This window comes from Bartonella raoultii, from assembly GCF_019659805.1.
In the GTDB taxonomy this organism is placed as follows: domain Bacteria; phylum Pseudomonadota; class Alphaproteobacteria; order Rhizobiales; family Rhizobiaceae; genus Bartonella; species Bartonella raoultii.
This window is the reverse complement of the sequence record NZ_JAIFRO010000005.1, coordinates 12543-29951: the sequence shown is the minus strand read 5'-3', so window position 1 is coordinate 29951 and position 17409 is coordinate 12543. Positions and strand designations below refer to the sequence as shown.

Annotated in this window: 27 protein-coding genes; 15 read left to right on the top strand and 12 right to left on the bottom strand. The window is 36.7% G+C overall.

From position 1 onward, the window contains the following. Positions 1-70 precede the first annotated feature (70 nt). The 4 genes from rplI to rpsF form a co-directional block, all read right to left on the bottom strand. Positions 71-670: a 50S ribosomal protein L9 gene (gene rplI, locus K3248_RS05530; protein WP_220717389.1), complete on the bottom strand. Its 600-nt coding sequence runs from the start codon at positions 668-670 to the stop codon at positions 71-73. Between the two features lie 25 nt (positions 671-695). Then, positions 696-1676 (bottom strand): DUF2232 domain-containing protein, encoded by a 981-nt coding sequence (locus tag K3248_RS05525; protein WP_220717511.1) that lies wholly within the window; start codon positions 1674-1676, stop codon positions 696-698. A 149-nt stretch (positions 1677-1825) separates the two neighbouring features. Next, positions 1826-2074 (bottom strand): 30S ribosomal protein S18, encoded by a 249-nt coding sequence (rpsR, locus tag K3248_RS05520; RefSeq protein ID WP_220717388.1) that lies wholly within the window; start codon positions 2072-2074, stop codon positions 1826-1828. Beyond that, a complete protein-coding gene (gene rpsF / locus K3248_RS05515) occupies positions 2074-2481 on the bottom strand; it encodes a 30S ribosomal protein S6 (protein WP_220717387.1) in 408 nt (135 codons plus the stop codon). Before rpsF ends, rpsR begins: the two co-directional genes overlap by 1 nt. A 350-nt stretch (positions 2482-2831) precedes the next feature. Here rpsF and K3248_RS05510 point away from each other — a divergent pair, with 350 nt between their 5' ends. Continuing rightward, the gene (locus K3248_RS05510) at positions 2832-3410 is read left to right on the top strand and encodes an undecaprenyl-diphosphatase (RefSeq protein ID WP_220717386.1); all 579 of its coding nucleotides are present in this window, start codon (positions 2832-2834) and stop codon (positions 3408-3410) included. 62 nt (positions 3411-3472) lie between these two features. Here K3248_RS05510 and K3248_RS05505 read toward each other — a convergent pair whose 3' ends face one another. The 7 genes from K3248_RS05505 to K3248_RS05475 form a co-directional block, all read right to left on the bottom strand. After that, entirely contained in the window at positions 3473-4510 is a 1038-nt protein-coding gene (locus tag K3248_RS05505) for a tyrosine-type recombinase/integrase (RefSeq protein WP_220717385.1), read from the bottom strand. Between the two features lie 9 nt (positions 4511-4519). Next, a complete protein-coding gene (locus tag K3248_RS05500; protein WP_220717384.1) occupies positions 4520-4732 on the bottom strand; it encodes a hypothetical protein in 213 nt (70 codons plus the stop codon). Between the two features lie 124 nt (positions 4733-4856). Next, positions 4857-5480 carry a lambda exonuclease family protein gene (locus tag K3248_RS05495; RefSeq protein ID WP_220717142.1) on the bottom strand — a complete coding sequence of 208 codons (624 nt, stop codon included), beginning with the start codon at positions 5478-5480 and terminating at the stop codon, positions 4857-4859. A 1-nt stretch (position 5481) separates the two neighbouring features. After that, positions 5482-6303: a phage recombination protein Bet gene (gene bet / locus K3248_RS05490; RefSeq protein WP_220716888.1), complete on the bottom strand. Its 822-nt coding sequence runs from the start codon at positions 6301-6303 to the stop codon at positions 5482-5484. 118 nt (positions 6304-6421) lie between these two features. Further along, a complete protein-coding gene (locus K3248_RS05485) occupies positions 6422-6787 on the bottom strand; it encodes an antA/AntB antirepressor family protein (protein WP_220717383.1) in 366 nt (121 codons plus the stop codon). 43 nt (positions 6788-6830) lie between these two features. Beyond that, positions 6831-7244, bottom strand: a complete 414-nt coding sequence (locus K3248_RS05480) for a hypothetical protein (protein WP_220717382.1) — start codon at positions 7242-7244, stop codon at positions 6831-6833. 277 nt (positions 7245-7521) lie between these two features. Next, complete coding sequence (locus K3248_RS05475; protein WP_220717381.1) at positions 7522-7875, bottom strand: XRE family transcriptional regulator; 354 nt, start codon at positions 7873-7875, stop codon at positions 7522-7524. Positions 7876-7963: 88 nt separating this feature from the next. On the opposite strand from K3248_RS05475, the gene K3248_RS05470 reads away from it, so the two are divergent. The 12 genes from K3248_RS05470 (at position 7964) to K3248_RS05415 (ending at position 15477) form a co-directional block, all read left to right on the top strand. Continuing rightward, positions 7964-8200, top strand: coding sequence for a helix-turn-helix domain-containing protein (locus K3248_RS05470; RefSeq protein WP_220717380.1), 237 nt, complete (start codon positions 7964-7966; stop codon positions 8198-8200). A 9-nt stretch (positions 8201-8209) separates the two neighbouring features. Then, a complete protein-coding gene (locus K3248_RS05465; protein ID WP_220717379.1) occupies positions 8210-8530 on the top strand; it encodes a dATP/dGTP diphosphohydrolase domain-containing protein in 321 nt (106 codons plus the stop codon). Positions 8531-8550: 20 nt separating this feature from the next. Further along, complete coding sequence (locus K3248_RS05460) at positions 8551-9036, top strand: crossover junction endodeoxyribonuclease RuvC (protein WP_220717144.1); 486 nt, start codon at positions 8551-8553, stop codon at positions 9034-9036. Further along, complete coding sequence (locus tag K3248_RS05455; RefSeq protein ID WP_220716893.1) at positions 9018-9383, top strand: DUF1376 domain-containing protein; 366 nt, start codon at positions 9018-9020, stop codon at positions 9381-9383. The genes K3248_RS05460 and K3248_RS05455 overlap by 19 nt, the downstream gene beginning before the upstream one ends. Continuing rightward, entirely contained in the window at positions 9373-10440 is a 1068-nt protein-coding gene (locus K3248_RS05450; RefSeq protein WP_220717378.1) for a hypothetical protein, read from the top strand. Before K3248_RS05455 ends, K3248_RS05450 begins: the two co-directional genes overlap by 11 nt. Continuing rightward, positions 10382-10876, top strand: coding sequence for a hypothetical protein (locus K3248_RS05445; protein ID WP_220716895.1), 495 nt, complete (start codon positions 10382-10384; stop codon positions 10874-10876). The genes K3248_RS05450 and K3248_RS05445 overlap by 59 nt, the downstream gene beginning before the upstream one ends. Before the next feature lie 186 nt (positions 10877-11062). Beyond that, positions 11063-11524, top strand: coding sequence for a hypothetical protein (locus K3248_RS05440; protein WP_220716896.1), 462 nt, complete (start codon positions 11063-11065; stop codon positions 11522-11524). A gap of 289 nt (positions 11525-11813) precedes the next feature. Then, positions 11814-12113 carry a hypothetical protein gene (locus tag K3248_RS05435; protein WP_220717377.1) on the top strand — a complete coding sequence of 100 codons (300 nt, stop codon included), beginning with the start codon at positions 11814-11816 and terminating at the stop codon, positions 12111-12113. Between the two features lie 57 nt (positions 12114-12170). Further along, entirely contained in the window at positions 12171-12920 is a 750-nt protein-coding gene (locus K3248_RS05430; protein WP_220717376.1) for a phage antirepressor KilAC domain-containing protein, read from the top strand. A 104-nt stretch (positions 12921-13024) separates the two neighbouring features. Next, a complete protein-coding gene (locus K3248_RS05425) occupies positions 13025-13690 on the top strand; it encodes a hypothetical protein (protein WP_220717375.1) in 666 nt (221 codons plus the stop codon). An 808-nt stretch (positions 13691-14498) separates the two neighbouring features. Beyond that, positions 14499-14936 carry a single-stranded DNA-binding protein gene (gene ssb / locus K3248_RS05420; protein WP_220716900.1) on the top strand — a complete coding sequence of 146 codons (438 nt, stop codon included), beginning with the start codon at positions 14499-14501 and terminating at the stop codon, positions 14934-14936. A 13-nt stretch (positions 14937-14949) separates the two neighbouring features. Continuing rightward, positions 14950-15477 carry a hypothetical protein gene (locus K3248_RS05415; protein ID WP_220717374.1) on the top strand — a complete coding sequence of 176 codons (528 nt, stop codon included), beginning with the start codon at positions 14950-14952 and terminating at the stop codon, positions 15475-15477. Here K3248_RS05415 and K3248_RS05410 read toward each other — a convergent pair. Then, on the bottom strand, positions 15474-15992 hold the full coding sequence (locus K3248_RS05410; RefSeq protein ID WP_220717373.1) for a hypothetical protein: 519 nt from the start codon (positions 15990-15992) through the stop codon (positions 15474-15476). The two genes, K3248_RS05415 and K3248_RS05410, sit on opposite strands and share 4 nt — an antisense overlap. 214 nt (positions 15993-16206) lie before the next feature. Between K3248_RS05410 and K3248_RS05405 the strand changes: the two genes are divergently transcribed. Continuing rightward, on the top strand, positions 16207-16539 hold the full coding sequence (locus K3248_RS05405) for a hypothetical protein (RefSeq protein WP_220716903.1): 333 nt from the start codon (positions 16207-16209) through the stop codon (positions 16537-16539). Further along, positions 16520-17409 (top strand): phage terminase large subunit (locus K3248_RS05400; protein ID WP_220717510.1); only part of this gene is annotated, 890 nt, incomplete at its 3' end. The genes K3248_RS05405 and K3248_RS05400, both read left to right, overlap by 20 nt.

The window sequence follows — 17409 nt, the reverse complement described above, 5'->3', positions numbered from 1 at the left end:
GCTGAGCATTTTATGGCAATATATTAAATAGCAGAAAATAAAAAGCACAAAATAAATAGTTTAAAAAAGATTAAGCTTCTTCATTCATGCTATTTTCATTGTTATCATTTATTTCTTCTGCCAAGATCTCTTCTTGGCTTTCTTCCAGCAATGTCTCTTCTTGAGAGGCATATATTGCTTCAGCAGAAGTGAGAGTTTCACCTTCTGCTTGGCGTTGTGCTTCATTAATTGAGCGTGCAACATTAATTATTACAATAACTTGAACTTCAGGATGTAAGTTAAGAGCAATCTTATGAAGACCAATCGTTTTTATTGGATGGTTAAGTTCAATTTGATTGCGTTCAAGAGAAAATCCGTCAGCTGTTATAATTTCAGCAATATCACGTGTAGAAACTGATCCGTAAAGCTGTCCTGTTTCACCAGCTGAACGAACAGCAATAAATGATTGACCATCCAGTTTTTCAGCAATTTTTTGTGCTTCACTTTTGCGTTCAAGGTTACGTGCTTCAAGTTGTGCACGCTGTATTTCAAAATGCTTTTTATTTTCTTCATTGGCGCGCAAAGCTTTCCCTTGAGGTAAGAGAAAATTACGTGCATAACCATCTTTAACTGAGACAATATCACCCATCTGACCAAGACGAGGAATGCGCTCAAGCAGTATAATATCCATAGTTTTTCCTTTCGAACAAATAAATTTAGTGATGTTTGTTACGTGATTGAAAGTTGTATTGAATAGTCGCCCAAATCCCCATCAAAAGCATCATGAAAGAAACAGGTGGAGAAAAAACAACGGTTAAAATAGCAATATAAACAAGAGAGAGTATAATAATCCGGCCACTAACCCCTTTTGTAATATTATGAAGATAAGCTAGACCACTAATCGATATGACGATAGTATATGCAGTGCTGAAGACGCGTGTGCTTAAATTAATATTTTCATTCAATTCAATCATTGATGCTATACACATAACAATAAAAACAACAACCGCAGAAATTGGAAGACGGAGAGTTTTACTCCAATCATCACGTGGTCTTTTTAACCATTTCATATGCTGTGCTGTGATCATTGAAAAATAAAGATTACCTATAAGAAAAATCAAACTATAAATAGCAAGAGCAATCGCTGTCAGAGTTGCAGCATGTGTCGTTAAGAGTTCACGGATAGCAAGTATATCAGCTTCTTTTAGAGACTGTGACTGTTGCATAGCTTGGGCTATATTCGTGGTGATATGTTTTACAAAGAGGGGTATAGATGGGCGTGTTTGGACATAGAGTCCAATAAGGGTTGATATAAAAGCAATAAAGTTGGTTAAATGAAAAATAACAGATGATAATGGGTACCATATCAGAGTGTTTTCTTTTTGCGCTGGTCGTGCTAGCCCAAGGAGCCAAGAAGCATAAACAGCAGGAAGAAAAAATAATAGCATACAGCCAAAAGCAATATAAATATTCGTAGTTATGATAAAAACAACAGTAGCACTTATTAAGGCAACAAGACTGGATAATGTTCCTTGACCAAATGCAACAATGAAAATAGGAAGTGAAAGAAAGCAACCAAGAAGAAAAGAGAAATAAGGAGCGCTATTCGCAACACTAATAATGGCCATACCTATTACAGCAGCAAATAGGCCTGCTAAAATACCGGTCATTATTTCATAAATACGATTTTCTTTCATATATCGCTGTCCTGCTTTTGCAGTTAGGGGCATTATAATGCCCCAACTTCATGGTATTTCTGTAATTTTTATAAAGTTTACAATTAGATACGTTTTTAAACTATAAAAATATCTTTAAAAATATTCCAGTTGCGTAATACAGTAGAATATTATTTTATAACATATGGAAGTAAACCTAAAAAACGAGCACGTTTGATCGCATTCGCCAACTCACGCTGTTTTTTTTGGCTAACAGCTGTAATCCGTGAAGGGACAATTTTTCCACGTTCTGAAATATAACGCTGTAACAATTTCACATCTTTATAATCAATTTTAGGAGCATTTTCCCCTGAAAACGGACATGTTTTGCGACGACGATGAAAAGGACGGCGTACAGACGTTTGATTGATATCACCCATTATTCTACTCCTTCTATAGCATCTTCACGTTGGTGACGCGATGAACGAGGACGTTCTTCATCTAAATTAGTATGAGCATTACGGTCAAGACGCGAGAGCATAGCAGATTTTTCTTTTTCATGCTTTTCTACGCGAATAGTCATATAACGCAAAATATCTTCATTGATGCGCATCTGACGTTCAACTTCAGCAATCGCAGCAGAGGGCGCATCAATATTGACCAACACATAATAAGCTTTACGATTTTTACGAATACGATACGCAAGAGCACGAAGACCCCAATTTTCTACACGCCCAACTTTTCCCCCATGTGCTTCTATAACATCTTTGTAGGTACTTACAAGTTCATCAACTTGTTGTGGAGCAATATCTTGTCGGGCAAGGAACATTTGTTCATAAAGAGCCATTTTTTTGCCTTTCTTCAATTAAAACTTACCGGTTTTAGCGCAAAGCCTCTGCGACTTGTCTTTTTGGAAGATCCAAAGAAGAAAGGACGCTTTTAAAATTCGAGACATCCGAGAGCGGAGACACGGGAGGTCGGAAACGTCCTGTTTCCTACTGATTATCTCAATCCTCCGTTCAACCTCCAGCCAAAATACCAGCGATAAACGCTCAACATTTACAGCTTATCTTTTAAAATAGCAAGTTTATGTGCACAAAAAATTTTATTTATTAAATTTTGATATATTTTTTATAGGGTTCTGCTCATTTCTTAAAGAAATGATGCTATAAAGCTATGAAGATTAAGGAGAGAAGAATGAACATTCTAAACCAGATTGACATCACACTGTTGCAAAGTGTTACAGGAAATGAGCAATCTTGGGCAATTTTAGTTTTATTTAGTATTTTTTGTGCAAAATTTTTAATTTACATTATTCCAATACACCTTTGTGCTCTATGGTTTTTGGGTACAAATATGGAACGGCGTGTCGTACTGAGCATTTGTGTAAGTATTTGTACAGCTCTTTTTATAGGTTACCTCATTTCTCTCATTTATTTCCATCCACGTCCATTTGTTATGGGGTTAACATCACCACTGATTAAGCATCGTGCAACAGCTTCTTTTCCTAGTAATCATGCCTTAACTATTGCTGCTTATACAGCAAATTTTTATTTTTACCGATATAAAGTTTCTTCTAAATTGGCGACAGTTTTTTTATTTTTGATTTGTTGGGGCCGTATTTTTGTTGGTGTTCATTACCCTTTTGATATTTTAGCTGGTATCTTTTTAGGCAGTCTCGTAAGTTGGGTCGTTATTCGGTTTATGGCACCATATTTCCCTAAGTTTTTATACCAAATTCCACCCTTGATTAATAAAAAATATAAAAATCAATAAGTTAATTTAATAATAAGGGATTCTGTAGTTATTGATTCTATAATGTTTTTTGAACTCAATCCCTAACTTTTTTGGAGCTTTTTTATTGCTTCTAAGGCTAATCTTTTACGGTCTACGCTTTTTGTGTAAAGGGATGCCATATCATCATCTGTCCATCCAAAAATTGCTTTCAATTGTGAGACGGTTGCACCGGAATTAGCAGCGCGTGTTGCGGCTAATTTTCGCAATCCATGGGCGGATTTTTTAATTCCTGCTTTGGTACATGCATTATAAAACATTAAACTAAAGCTATCTTTTGAGAGTTTTTTTCCACGCTTACCACAAATAAATGTTTCCTTACCTATGGGACCAATTTTCAAAATTTCTGCTAACTCTGGTAAAATAGGTAAAAAAACATCTGTTTTAAATTGGCTCTTTTCTGTTTTGAGATGAATGATATTATCCTTGACATCTTTCCAACCAATGCGAACAGCATCACCACGACGCAAGCCCGTGTAAAGCAAAACATCAATCCAAACACGTTCATAGGTACCATGTGACCAGCATTGATAATATTTTTCAACATCTTCTTCTGTCCAAACGGGAAATCCCCCATTATTTTTAAGAGCAGGTTTTTTGACTCCTACAGTTGGATTATTTTCTAATAACCCTTGTTCAATAGCCCAATTAAAGAGTCCATTAAGTGTTTTCAGAAAATCTCTTGCCATTGCGGGTGTTTCTTTACGTCGTTCAACACCGGCTATGATATGTTTTTTTTCGATTGCTTGGTATGGAATGTTTCCTACAGTATCGCATACCTTCATAAGGACGAGTTGTCTCTGTTTTTTTGTAGATTGTGCTAGGTTATGCCAATTAGAACTGTTGAAGTACTGCTTAAGGAGCCATGCAAAGGAGCCTTCAACAAGTTTCCCAACTTTAGGTTTAGGAAGTATTAGTCCTTGTAATTGAGCAAGTGCACTTTTGTAATTATCAACAAATTCTTGTGTTCCGTAAGTCCCGCATACTCTAATGCGTTTTCCATGACCTATACGGACATACCATATAATTTTACCATGACGGGTGATTTCTTTGACCAGATGAGGAGGGCGTGGTTTAGGCATAGATATAATCTATAGTTTAATATCAAAGTTATAATCATCAGGCGATAAATTCCATAATTTATCAGGATGATTGGTTGCGTTTGGTAATGGGATATCGGATTTGAGATAGATAAGCAGTTCCCCCGTAGGTTTGATTTCTATGAGTTCACATCCCTGTTTTTTAGCTTCTCTTAAAGCCCGTGCAATGGCTGGTTGGGTTATGGTAGCTAGGCGATGCGCCATATCTGTTCTCCTCATTTGAAGTGCAATTCACCCGTGTCGTGAATCACGCATTTTTTTGCAAGTTGTTATAGGGAAAGGGTGGGGGTGCTAGGAGGCATGTGTGGACAGCAGCACCCCCATAAGGTTAAGCCGCTTTTGTTGAAATCTTTTTGATCTCTTGTTCTATTTCTTTTAAAAAGGCTTCTACAGCCTGATTAATTTGTTCAATATGTTTTTCATCACGGTGGATACGTTTGATTTTCATGCGTAAATGAGATGATTGTCCCGTAAAGCGCGGATCATAGCTGATGAAATCACACCATTTGCGTCCAGTACATGCCATTTGAAATTGCATTTGTGCATGATATTCAGGTTTGATCTCATCATTTATAAAGAAGCGCATATGGGTCGTTGATCTAGGACATTTGATTTCAATTAACCCGTGCTCATCAACGAGCCCATCAGGACTTGCCCCCGCCATTTCTATTGTAGGATGTTGAATAAAGCCGCATTTTGTAACATTCGCATCATGGATAAGGCTATATTCATGCAAGGCATTTTCTTCATGTTCAATGCCCCATCTCATATCTTCATTTTCATAATGGGGGCTTATTTCTCCCGTTAAACGTTCTGTTATAAGCTTGATTTTGTAGTCTTCATATTTGCTTGTAGGCGTTCCCTTTGCTGTTTTACTCAGTATGTTGTAAATATTAGAAGCGGTGACTTTTCCTAATCTTGCTTGAAACCATTCTGCCGTTCTTTGTTCCATCTCACACCGCCGTTTGTTGTTGCGTTTGTTCATATTCGATATCTTGGATATGAATATATTCTGCCTCTTGTACAGGCATCTCTATTTGCTCTTTTGTTGGTAAAGAGTGTTGTGCTTCAATCCTTTGCTTTTGTTGTTTCTCTTTCAAAAGGTGCAAAATGGTTTGCGCTTGTCCATCTGATATATCGGCAAGCGTGTTGGCTTTTGCATAAGTGAGAATTTTGTTTTCTTCTGTTTGCGTGCTGTCCATTAATTGTTTGATTTGCATAAGCGTTTCATAAGAGACCATTTTATCTTGTATATTTTGGTTTACTTCATTGATGCGCGCGGCTTCATCTTCTTCATAAATACCTGAAAAACCAAAAGCATAGCGCGCACATTGTATGGTTGCTTTATGACGCAACATGCGTGCTGGGTATTTTTGCCAAGTATCAGTTTTTTGTTTGCATTCAGCTAAATATTCAGTAACTTCGATAGGGTCTTTAATATTTTTAAGACGAATAGCGCATTTGATAGCAATGATATTGCCCTCTTTATCAAGTTGATCTTGAAAGGTCATCCCATCAAATTGAGGATTAGACTTAATAATCTTAATCCATCCGTCGATTGAGACGACAGGAATAATGCCGCCGCCTCTTTTAGGAAGAGCATAGATCTCTTTGGTTAAAGGGTTAAGACCATAGGTATTGGCTACCGAAATAAAAGCAGCGAATTCTTCATCAGAGAAGTTATAATTGATACATGTTTTAATGATTGTTTTTCGAAATTGTTCATGAGAAAACCCATATTTACTTGCCATGGTTGTTAAGGGGGAATTTGTCATCTGTATTTCCTTTTAATGCACGCAAATAACGAGCATTCACTGTTTGAGTGATTTTTCCGTCAATAGTATTATTTGTAATGGCGAGAGGATCACTCCTTGAGAATGATCTCTTCGTTAATTACCAATAAGGGCTCAATATTTGTTTTAAGATAACGACTTGGTTTCGATGGGGTTCTGCTTCGAGAATGTCTTTTGCAGCGTAAATTTTGAAGTGATGGCTATTTGTAGCATTTGGGTCTATTTCAGATTTTGAACAAATCTTGCTTCTCTTGCCTTCTTGTTTTGTGAAGACAAAATGCATGCCCTCTTTCAGCCCCAGTTTTTCAACATGATTATTAAACCAAGTGTCAAAATCTTGTTGCAATTGTAAGTGTTCATGCAATGCATGGGCATTGACCATTTGGACGTAACCGGTTCTGTCTTTTACTTCATCCTTTGATATTAAATACTGTTCATTCTCTTCATTATCATTATGCTTCGTCATAGATTTGCTTTCATTACTTAACTGATGGGAAAAAGAGGCGCTTTTAAAAACGCCATGTATAGTTTGGGTAGTTTGGAAGAACGTCCCAAAAGGTTAAACGGTTTTGCTGTTCATAAGTACCGTATCTTTTGTCGTCATATTCTTGCTGTCTCATTTCATCTAAAAAAAAACTGTATGCAGAGCTATGTTTTACAAAGTCATGAGGTATAATGTCGTTAAAACATTGTTCTTCACGTTGTTTAATGTAGAACTCAGCAAGATCTTCAGAGATATCTTCACATCGATTAGTTTTTGGTTCTACACGGAAGATTTGAAGAGCATTATCAGCGGTTTGATCTATAAATTTGATAATTTCCTTTTCATCAAAGAAAGTACCGTATTTAGCGAGATTTTGCTCTTCATTTTCACAGACGACTAAGAGAATTTCATCTGAATTTATGAAAACTGGTTTATTCACAAATGCCTCCATATCAAAATATTTAAATACATTTTGAAAAAAATACCTTGACATAGGTTTTTTTTTTCGGGGTATGGTGGTTTTGTATACGCATTATGCATACTTGTCAATAAAAAAAATATGCATAAAGTATATTTTTAGAGTGGCATAAAAAGAGCTCTTATAAAATTTTTATTAATTAATATTTTTGGAAAAAGAGAAAGAAAATTTATTATGGAATTAGATAATAAAATAATGCAGATAGTTTCTGCTTTTAGTTATGAAAGAAAAAAGGCTTTTATTTTTTTTCTTCAGAATTCAAGCGGTTTAAAAGGTGAAGAATTGCTTCTTTATCTGGCTGACTTGTTGTTTGTAGCAGATCAATGATTTTTTCATCAATAGTTTGTGTAAAATCAGAGACTGAGAGGGTAGGACCATCTCCTTCTCCAGTTAGTAGCCAACCTTCGCTAACTCTAAATGCAGTTGCATATTTTTTAGATGCCCGCGATATGCCTCGAAGCCCTTGTTCATGTTGTATATAACTAGAATAGTTCCATCCGAAATATTTGGTTGCTGCTTTAGCGCTTTTGAAGCCACGCATTAAACGTGCTTTCATTAGTCTAGAAGATTGATCTGTTATTTTATTGCGCATTTTTGTCTTCCTATGTGTACTCATATTGCATGAAATTAGTATGCATTTCGACTTGACATTAGAATTCTCATAACGCATACTTTTGTTTATGAATAAGATAGAAGCAAAAAAACTAAGAAAATGTCTTAATCTTACACAGGATGAAATGGCAGCATTATTAGGCGTCAACAAATCAACAGTATGGCGTTGGGAAAAGTATGGCGTTCCTTCAAGAGGCACAGTCTCTTATCTTTTGGAAACTTTGTGGAATAAACACATTTCTCAAATGACAAAATTTTCCAAAAGCCCCCGCGTTGATAGCGCGTGCGACCGTTTGCAGCCTTAGGAGATGATGATGATTGTAAATGAAGCGCATAAGAATGATGATGGGAAGCCTCGTTTAGATCTTATACCGCCTTTAGCTCTTATAGAAATTGGTCGTGTTTTAGAATTTGGGGCCAAAAAATACGGAGCACACAATTGGCGTAATGGCATGGATTGGAGCCGATTTCACGGTGCAGCGTTGCGTCATTTATTAGCATGGTTTGGAGGGGAGGGTAAGGATAGCGAGAGTGGTTTATCACACTTGGCACATGCGGCTTGTTGCATTCTGTTTTTAATGGAATGTGAGGCAAAAGAGATTGGTTGTGATGACCGTCCTCTCAGAATGAAGTGAAGTAAAGGCTGATGATTGGGATGCTTCATACAATTCTTTGCTTTGATCTAGGAACGAAGACCGGCTGGGCGATAAGTGGTGCTGATGGGAGTATCCTTAGTGGTAGCATTAATTTTAGATCACGCCGATTTGAAGGCGGTGGGATGCGTTATTTACGCTTTAAGAGATGGCTTACAGAAATCAAGCAGACAGCAGGGAGCATTGATGCGGTGTATTTTGAAGAGGTAAGGCGTCATGTTGGAACTGATGCGGCGCATGTTTATGGTGGTTTATTAGCAACCTTAACGGCATGGTGTGAACATCATCAGATACCGTATGAGGGCATTCCAGTTTGTACAATTAAGAAAGCGACGACAGGCAAGGGGAATGCGTCGAAAGAAGAGATGATTAAGGCAATGCGTGTAAAAGGGCATGCGCCTTGTGATGATAATGAAGCGGATGCTTTAGCAATTTTACATTTAATTAAAGAGAGGGAGATCTTAGAGCGATGCCCAGTAAAAAAGTAGAGTGTGTAAAGTTTAATTCAGATCAGTTTTTAAAAGAGCTTATGGGTTTAAAAGCAACAGAGAAGGCAGTTTATACAACCGTTGTGTTGCTTATGAATGATAAGAAAGCGCCTCTTATCAATAATGCGTCTTATTTATCCAGCTGGTGTGGGTGTTCAATAAAAACGTTTCAAAAGGCCTTAGAGACTTTAATAAGCATTGGTTACATCACACGTTTAGAGAATGGGAACCTATGGCATAAGTCATTAGCTTTTGATTATAGCCTCAGTAAATTTTCAGAAAGAGCTTCAAAAGCAGCAAATATAAGATGGAGTAGGAAAAGAGAGGAGGCAATGCATGTCAACTAAGTTGGCTTGGGTTCGCAGCTTCCCTTCAGATTGTCTTGCAGAAACAAATGGCATGAAAGCCTTTCAAATAGCGACATACGTTACATTGAAATGGCACATGCGTAAAAGTGGAGAACCCATTTTTTGTGATCAAGATAAATTAGCACATAGTGCTGGCTGTTCAAAAAAGATCTTTAATAAAGCGTTAGAGTTTTTATTACGTGATAAGAAGATCATTTGTTTAGACGATGGTCGTTTGTGGAGTTTACAAGTTGAAGAGGAGCTCAATAACTCAAATGAAAATTTAAATAAGTTTTCAGAAAGAGCACAAAAGGCAGCAAAAGCAAGATGGGATAAAAATAAAGATAACAGTGATAATGATGTCAAAAATGCTAAAAATGCTAGTAACAATGCTAATAGCATTGAACAAGCAATGCTTAATGATGCCAATCACAACCACAACCACAATCACATATATAATAAAAAAAATAAAACTATCGTTTTATCAAAAAAAGAAATCGATTTTGAAAATTTAGAAACAACCGATTTGGTTGCAGAGCCAATCGAATGTGATGATGTTCAATCAGAACAAATCGCAACATCATCAGAAAACCAACCTCCTATTCACGAGCAAGAAAACGTTCCTAAGAAAGCCAAGCGGGTTAAAACCGATAGAGGTTGTCGCTTGCCTGCTGATTTCGAACCGGATTACGATTTTGCACTTGCAGAGGGTTTGCCTCCAGAGCGTGTGAAAGTCGAAATTGCAAAATTTCGAGATTACTGGCGTTCAAAAGCGGGTGCTAATGCAGCCAAAACCGATTGGCAAGCGACATGGCGTAACTGGGTAAGAAATTCAAAAAAATACGAAATCAATCAACAAGGTAAAAATTATGGAAATTACACTCAAAAGCAAAAAAGCATTGGGGAACGTATCGCAGACAGCCTGCTTGATATCGGAAATCGAGGATACTTTGAAGCACATTCACGCGATGATACCACCACAGGAGTTCCCATTGGTTTTGAAGGATGGCAGCCAATTAACAAAACAGCAGGAAGCGATTGCTTTAGAGGCTGCTGATCAGTTGCAGGAGCTATTCGCAGTGAAAGCAAGCAAAGAGGATATAGGCAAAGCTATTCGCATGCTGTCATGTGGTTTAAAAATATCGCAACAATCTGATCATGAGGGAATGGCATTAACCTATGGAATGGCTTTAGAAAAAGTTTCAGCATGGTCACTAATGACAGCAGTTAAACGGATTTTATGTGATGAGATAGACGGTTTATCGGATACGTTTTTTCCGAGCACGCGTGAACTTGTGAGGTTATGTCGTGATTTGGAAGATAACCTTTTGAGAAAAGCCAATATTGTACGCAAAGCTGTTTTGAATAGCCGTGAAAAGGCATTGAAAGCACAAGAAGCAAGCGATGCTTCAAAAGCGCTTAGCATTATTCAAAAGCACAATTTTGAACAGGTTTTAAGTGGGATAGGAGGCATAATAAAAACCATTGATTAGCTAGCAAAATGTTGAAAAGTAGAGAGGCTATTTGTATGGATATACGTTTAAATCGATAAAAAGGCACCGTACAAAGCGATTATTTAATTTTTTGATAATGATACGTAAAAACTACAAAACGCTTTGTACAGTTAAATTTAAGGTAAATAGACTATAGCGACAAAATACAAACTGGAATTAAAAGATATGGGTTTTTTTAAACATTTATTCTTAACAAATCATAAACCGCCCATGCAAAAAAAGTTTGTTGCAACGATAAGAGGGCATGCCCCGTGGGGGTTAGGAGTAGCAGAATATTTTTACAATCTTTACGAATATGATGATGGAATGAGAGAATACGAAGAATTTGAAGGTGGCCAATATCATGAGATGCCTGAAACTGTAGATTACAGTAGCAAGGCGCAAGTGAAAGCGTGGATATACGGTGGTGATTTGCCAAGAAGCGTATTGAGTTGTGAAGCGCTGATTAATGAGGTTAATAAGAAAATCAAAAAACGCACAATGAAAGACCGTTTGATTTGTGAGATTAGCAATGAAGGGGAGAAGAGTTATTCACAAGCTTATGATGATGATATAGATCGCGAGTTAGAAAAAGCACTTGATATTCAACTGGGTAAATATCAAAACAGGAAAAAATGTAAAAAATAAAAAATACGTATTGACTTTAAAGGCAGGTTTGTTTAGAAGGATTGGCAAGTGCTTAAAAACCACTTGTGATAAGCGGATAGACCACGAAAAGGTTTTTCCCATTCTTTAAAAAACTGGCTTTCTTTTATGCTGTTATTGGCATATAACGATTTATGTCGGGTGTAGCTATACCATACAAGACCCTTCGCGAGGGAAAAGTATAGCGGCGGACTTATCACCGTGTTTTTAGCGCCCGGCGCCCTTATAGGGTTGTCAATTAAAAACATTTATTGATAAGAAAGAATTTCAAATGGAAAAAAATGAAATCCAAATAACTATCGATTTCTTATGTGATTTGTGGATGGCAGTGTTTAAAGAAGCTAACACTGATTATACTGAAGACGAATATAGCAATGCTTTAGTAGAGCTTATGGTAGATCTTGAAAAAGTTTTAGTTTTAAAATTACAAAACGAAATTCCCAATTTTACAAAAATTTTAGCAATCATTACAGAATTTGGTCATTCTGAACCAATTCATTCAATAGCTCCATTATTGAAAGCTTATAGACCTAATTTTGATAATGTACATAGCATTAATGAGGCAGCTTAAATAACGCACGGGCGCGGCGGGGGCGTCTGCTTTTTAATTTTTGTAGGGAAAAGAAAAATGTCGCAACATTTAATTAATGTAAATCAAAAAAATCCAATAGACGTCAATCAAATCAAAATAGATGATAGCATTCAAACTATGTCTAGTCGTGAAATTGCAGAATTGTGTGGTAAACGGCATGATAATGTTATGCGTGATATCAAGAATATTTTGCTTGAATTGTATGATGAAAAAGATATCCTCAAATTTGAGGGCATCTTTTTTGATAGCATGAATCGCCAGAAAACTGAATATCTTCTCCCTAAACGTGAATGCTTAATTCTCGTATCTGGTTACAGTGTTGCTTTGCGTGCGAAAATTATTGATCGTTGGCAAGAATTAGAAAAGCAAGTAACAACACCACAAATCGATTACTCAAGTCCACAAGCGATGATTGGTTTTTTAAATTACTTGCAAGGTCAAATCGAACAGAAAGATCATGTCATTGCAGAATTAAAACCGAAAGCAATAGCTCTTGAAGGTTTAACACGTTCGGATGGCTTGTTTGGTATTATAGATGCTGCGAAAATCTTAGAAGTAAGACCTAAAGATTTATCAGATTACCTAAGAAGATATGGTTGGGTTTACAAAAGAGTACCAAGCGGTCCATTATTACCATATCAAGATAAAATACAAAAAGGTCTTATGGATTGCACAACTATCACTATTCAAAAAAATGATGGTACAGAAAAGACAGTACCATCAACAAAGATAACATCTAAAGGACTAGCATATTTAAGAGAGCAAATCCATGGAAATATGCAGTAATTTTGAAAATAAAGCAGCGTAAATGGCACGCGGGCGCGGCGGGGGCGCCCCCTTTAAAACATCTCATTTAAAAATTTAACGAATATTAGATTAGGGAGCAACCTATGACCACTACAACTGTATCTAAAAAATATGAACTTACAAATGAAACTTACGATATTGAAGGGATTACTTTATACCGAATTAGAGCATTAAGAGATTTTGATGGTGTAAAGGCTGGTGATTTAGGTGGTTTTATTGAAAATGAAAGCAATCTCTCTCATGATGGCAATTGTTGGATATACGATAATGCCGCCGTTTCACATGGTGCTATTGTTAGTGAAAATGCAAAAATACGTAATAACGCTTGTGTTTTTATGGAAGCAAGGGTAGCAGGAAATGCAGTAGTTAGTGATAAGGCGCGGGTTCTTGAAAAGACTGCTTATATTCACGGTAATGCAAAAATATGTGATAATGCAGCAATTTGTGGTGAAATTTATGGGAATGCCATTGTTTGTAATAAAGCCATGGTATCTCCAGAAGCAAAGGTTTATGACAATGCAAAAATTTTGAATAGCGCTTGTGTTGGTGGCTTTATTTATGGGAATGCAAAAATATCGGGGTCGGCTTGTATTTATCCCGAGGCGGAGATTTATGATAATGCGTGCATTCAAGGAAAAGTGAAGGTTTATTTCTCTGTAAAAGTTTTTGGGAATGCCGTTATTAAAGGCAATAAAAGAGTTTATAAAGATACTGATGTTAGTGAAGAAACTTTAGAAAAAACAGCATAAATAAGGGGTTTGGGGTCTGGTCTTAAACAGAAAAAAGAAAGCCGTGTCCTTAATGAACGCGGCTTTTTACGCAATACACAATATTTAATCAACATCAAATCTATATTACACATTTTGTGTATAATGGCAAGCATGATTAAGAAAAAACCGTATCAAAATGAAATGATACGGCTTTGAATCTAGAGAAATATGAAAAACTAACTAACAATAAAGGAGATATCACTTTAGTGATATGGTTCTAAATTACATATTTTATGTATAAACGCAATACAATTTTTATCAAATTGCTCTTAAAGTAAATGATGCTTGCTTTTAATAGCGACGTTATTCTAAGTGTTTTCCTTTTAGTAAAAAACAAATCTTCGTTTTAAGATATCATTGTGAATTCAATATTGCCAATTTATTCATAATCTGCTATACAACATACAGATTTAAAAAGTGGAAAGCCCTTGCTCATGTATTACGTGAAAGGGTTTTCTTTTTATCTAACATCATCATAATCTTAAATCTTGATTTTCTTAATTATATGCAAATGCAACAAAGCCGTATCAATTGCTTTTGACACGGCTTCTGTTTTGTAATGCGTGATGTCCTTTTGACATCCTAATGAGACGAATATCTCTATAATACATAATTTGTATAAAAAAGCAATAAATCAAGCAAACTAAAAATGGGATTCATTCTTTAGATTCAATAGCTTATAATAATAATTTCGTTTGTAACTATAGCCTATAATGTGTTATAATAATGGCTGGTTATACGTTCTTTGTATTGTTATGTGTTATTCCTATTAATGGATCTAAAGCGAATGCTTAATAAAGTGATTTTAATTGGCTATATTGGCTCTCATCCTGAAAGTAAAATAATGTCTACTGGTAGCGAAATGGTGAGTTTTCGTTTAGCTACCACCGAAAGCTATACCGATAAGGCAAGTAATAAGAAAATAGACAAAATAGAATGGCATTCCATTGTTATTTTTAATTCACAATTGGTAAAAATAGCGCTTCAGTATTTTCACAAAGGCTCTAAAGTGTATCTAGAGGGGCAATTGCAAACCCGTAAATGGCAAGATAAAAACGGTGTTGATCGTTATATAACAGAGGTTATTTTACCAAAATACAAAGGGGATTTAAAGCTCTTAGATAGCAAAAATGATGATAATCAAGAGCAGTCCTCTTCTTATGAGAGAAGCATTTACAGACCTCTTGATATGCCTACAGTAGCAAATGATGGCGTTTCTTTTTAAACAGAGGGTATAAGTGAAAAAAAATAAAAAGAGGGGACGCCCTAAAATCACAGGGCATATAAGAGAAGCCAATGGACGTCTATCACGGTCAAAAACACCTCGTGAAGCTATTGATAAATTAGCAATAGAAATACGTGCAAAGCGCTTCGGTTTAAGCTTACAAGATGCGAAAAATCCACTTGCAAGTACCTACATAGGGCGGCTTTGTTTGAAAGGCGTGCTTACTCAAGAGCAATATGATACTGCTCAAAAATATTTACAGATACGAAATAACTACCTTTGTGCAAAGGGATTACCAAACGCGATTTATGATGAAATGCCATCGTCAGCAGATGACAAGGCAAGGGACAAATGGGTAGAATTTGCGACAGAGCAGTTTTTAAACACACAAGAGGCAATAAAAGAAGCGCAATGTCTCTATAGACAGTACAATCTTTACGCCGCGCTACAGTACCTCGTTATAGAAGATCAAGAGTTACCACATCTTATGAGTTCATTACGTGTCGCTCTTAATGCGCTTCATAAGTATTTTGATCATTAGACAATTCTCCAAATAAATTTAATCAACGCTATAGTTAATATTAATCCCAATATTACTCCACAAATTCCTAACAAATATTCTCTTATAGAGATTAGAACTAATAACCCTATAATTATTATTCCTATTGTTATATTCCACATAAAAAGTGCAATTATACCACCAATTAAACCACAAATTAGAAGCGGTACTCCACAAGTCATGAAAGCTATATCCGCGATATTACTTTGTAGTCCATCTTCACGCAGCGATTTTATTATCAGACATGTCATGCACAAACTCACGCCAGATATAGCTAGAAATAGAGCTCCCACTTTATCTTGTAGATCACTTTCAAGATTAGAATTAAATATTATAATTAAAGGAAGCCATGGAACAAACATGGGTAAAAATAGTACAGCGCAATATGCAACTATTTCCTTTCTTTGTTTCTTTGCTTTTTTCAGGGCGTATATTGCTTGGCATAGCATTAATAAAAAAAATGTTATCAAAACTCCGATGCATAAGCTTTCGAGCATCATTATCATCCTTTTTTGATGATTCACTGTTTAAAATGTATCCTAACAGATTCCCCTTAAAAATATCAATATGTGTTATTTTTGTGTTGACAAGTTATAACAAATCGTATTTAATGACATTACTGTACTTAGGTGTATTGTATCTAAATGAGGGTGATGTACAGTTTAAATCCCCGCAAATGCGGGGTTTTTTATTATCTGGAGGGAGGAATTTATGACATCCGAAAACACAGAGCAGGTTTTACAGCCCATAAAAAAACGTATTCCACCAAGAGCAGGCATAGGGCGTGTAAAAGGTGTCCCTAATAAAATCACGCGTGTTCTTAAAGAAGCAGTACTGAAGGCAGCAGAAAATGCTGGTAATAGAATAGGCAATGAGGGTTTGGTGTCTTATTTAGAAAAGCAGGCAATGGATTGCCCCGCGGCTTATTTAGCACTGCTTGGGAAGATTTTGCCCTTGCAAGTGACAGGAGAGAATGGGGGAGCCGTGAAGATCATAGGGCGTGTAGAAATAGCTCCTTTATTAAATGACGACAAGACAGATTAAGATTGTTCCAAAGCTTATTTCTCTTTTTGCAGGGGATGCTTTGGTCAGAGCGGCTTGGGGTGGACGCGGGTCTGGAAAGACAAGATCTTTTGCTTTGATGGCAGCGTTAAAGGGGTATCAATTTGGTATAGGAGGGATATCGGGGACCATTCTTTGTGCACGTCAGTTTCAAAATTCTCTTGCGGAAAGTTCCTTGGAAGAGATTAAGCGTGCTATTGAAGCCCATGACTTTTTAAAGGATTATTACAGGGTTGGGGAATCTTCAATTAAGTCAAATGATGGGCGTATAGCCTTTCAGTTTTCTGGACTAGACCGTAATATTGCGAGTATCAAGTCGATGGGGCGTATTTTGCTCTGTTGGGTTGATGAGGCAGAGCCTGTCACAGAGACCGCTTGGCAGACGCTTATACCGACGTTGCGTGAAGAAGGGGATGGATGGCGTGCAGAATTATGGGTAACATGGAACCCATTACGGGAGAATGCCCCGGTTGAAAGGCGCTTTCGTTTTTCAGACAATGAAGCGATTAAGCGTGTTGAGGTTAATTGGTCAGATAATCCCAAGTTTCCTAAGATCTTGAATGAAGCGCGTCTTGATGATTTGAGAAACCGTCCAGAGACCTATAAGCATATTTGGGAGGGAGCTTACCTTACAGCCGTTCAAGGTGCTTATTACCAAAAGGAGATGTTAGCAGCTGAACAGGAGGGGCGGATAGGGCGTGTTGCACGTGACCCTTTAATGCAGATACGCGCCTTTTGGGATATTGGGGGGACAGGAGCCAAGGCAGATGCAACAGCAATCTGGATAGCCCAGTTTATTGGTAGAGAGATCAGAGTGCTAGATTATTATGAGGCCCAAGGGCAGCCGTTATC

What these genes read in the sequence shown, in the direction of transcription:
- rplI (WP_220717389.1), bottom strand. Translation starts at nt 670, where the DNA reads ATGGATATTATACTGCTTGAGCGCATTCCTCGTCTTGGTCAGATGGGT.
- K3248_RS05525 (WP_220717511.1), bottom strand. Translation starts at nt 1,676, where the DNA reads ATGAAAGAAAATCGTATTTATGAAATAATGACCGGTATTTTAGCAGGC.
- rpsR (WP_220717388.1), bottom strand. Translation starts at nt 2,074, where the DNA reads ATGGGTGATATCAATCAAACGTCTGTACGCCGTCCTTTTCATCGTCGT.
- rpsF (WP_220717387.1), bottom strand. Translation starts at nt 2,481, where the DNA reads ATGGCTCTTTATGAACAAATGTTCCTTGCCCGACAAGATATTGCTCCA.
- K3248_RS05510 (WP_220717386.1), top strand. Translation starts at nt 2,832, where the DNA reads ATGAACATTCTAAACCAGATTGACATCACACTGTTGCAAAGTGTTACA.
- K3248_RS05505 (WP_220717385.1), bottom strand. Translation starts at nt 4,510, where the DNA reads ATGCCTAAACCACGCCCTCCTCATCTGGTCAAAGAAATCACCCGTCAT.
- K3248_RS05500 (WP_220717384.1), bottom strand. Translation starts at nt 4,732, where the DNA reads ATGGCGCATCGCCTAGCTACCATAACCCAACCAGCCATTGCACGGGCT.
- K3248_RS05495 (WP_220717142.1), bottom strand. Translation starts at nt 5,480, where the DNA reads ATGGAACAAAGAACGGCAGAATGGTTTCAAGCAAGATTAGGAAAAGTC.
- bet (WP_220716888.1), bottom strand. Translation starts at nt 6,303, where the DNA reads ATGACAAATTCCCCCTTAACAACCATGGCAAGTAAATATGGGTTTTCT.
- K3248_RS05485 (WP_220717383.1), bottom strand. Translation starts at nt 6,787, where the DNA reads ATGACGAAGCATAATGATAATGAAGAGAATGAACAGTATTTAATATCA.
- K3248_RS05475 (WP_220717381.1), bottom strand. Translation starts at nt 7,875, where the DNA reads ATGCGCAATAAAATAACAGATCAATCTTCTAGACTAATGAAAGCACGT.
- K3248_RS05470 (WP_220717380.1), top strand. Translation starts at nt 7,964, where the DNA reads ATGAATAAGATAGAAGCAAAAAAACTAAGAAAATGTCTTAATCTTACA.
- K3248_RS05465 (WP_220717379.1), top strand. Translation starts at nt 8,210, where the DNA reads ATGATTGTAAATGAAGCGCATAAGAATGATGATGGGAAGCCTCGTTTA.
- K3248_RS05460 (WP_220717144.1), top strand. Translation starts at nt 8,551, where the DNA reads ATGCTTCATACAATTCTTTGCTTTGATCTAGGAACGAAGACCGGCTGG.
- K3248_RS05455 (WP_220716893.1), top strand. Translation starts at nt 9,018, where the DNA reads ATGCCCAGTAAAAAAGTAGAGTGTGTAAAGTTTAATTCAGATCAGTTT.
- K3248_RS05450 (WP_220717378.1), top strand. Translation starts at nt 9,373, where the DNA reads ATGTCAACTAAGTTGGCTTGGGTTCGCAGCTTCCCTTCAGATTGTCTT.
- K3248_RS05440 (WP_220716896.1), top strand. Translation starts at nt 11,063, where the DNA reads ATGGGTTTTTTTAAACATTTATTCTTAACAAATCATAAACCGCCCATG.
- K3248_RS05435 (WP_220717377.1), top strand. Translation starts at nt 11,814, where the DNA reads ATGGAAAAAAATGAAATCCAAATAACTATCGATTTCTTATGTGATTTG.
- K3248_RS05430 (WP_220717376.1), top strand. Translation starts at nt 12,171, where the DNA reads ATGTCGCAACATTTAATTAATGTAAATCAAAAAAATCCAATAGACGTC.
- K3248_RS05425 (WP_220717375.1), top strand. Translation starts at nt 13,025, where the DNA reads ATGACCACTACAACTGTATCTAAAAAATATGAACTTACAAATGAAACT.
- ssb (WP_220716900.1), top strand. Translation starts at nt 14,499, where the DNA reads ATGCTTAATAAAGTGATTTTAATTGGCTATATTGGCTCTCATCCTGAA.
- K3248_RS05410 (WP_220717373.1), bottom strand. Translation starts at nt 15,992, where the DNA reads ATGCTCGAAAGCTTATGCATCGGAGTTTTGATAACATTTTTTTTATTA.
- K3248_RS05405 (WP_220716903.1), top strand. Translation starts at nt 16,207, where the DNA reads ATGACATCCGAAAACACAGAGCAGGTTTTACAGCCCATAAAAAAACGT.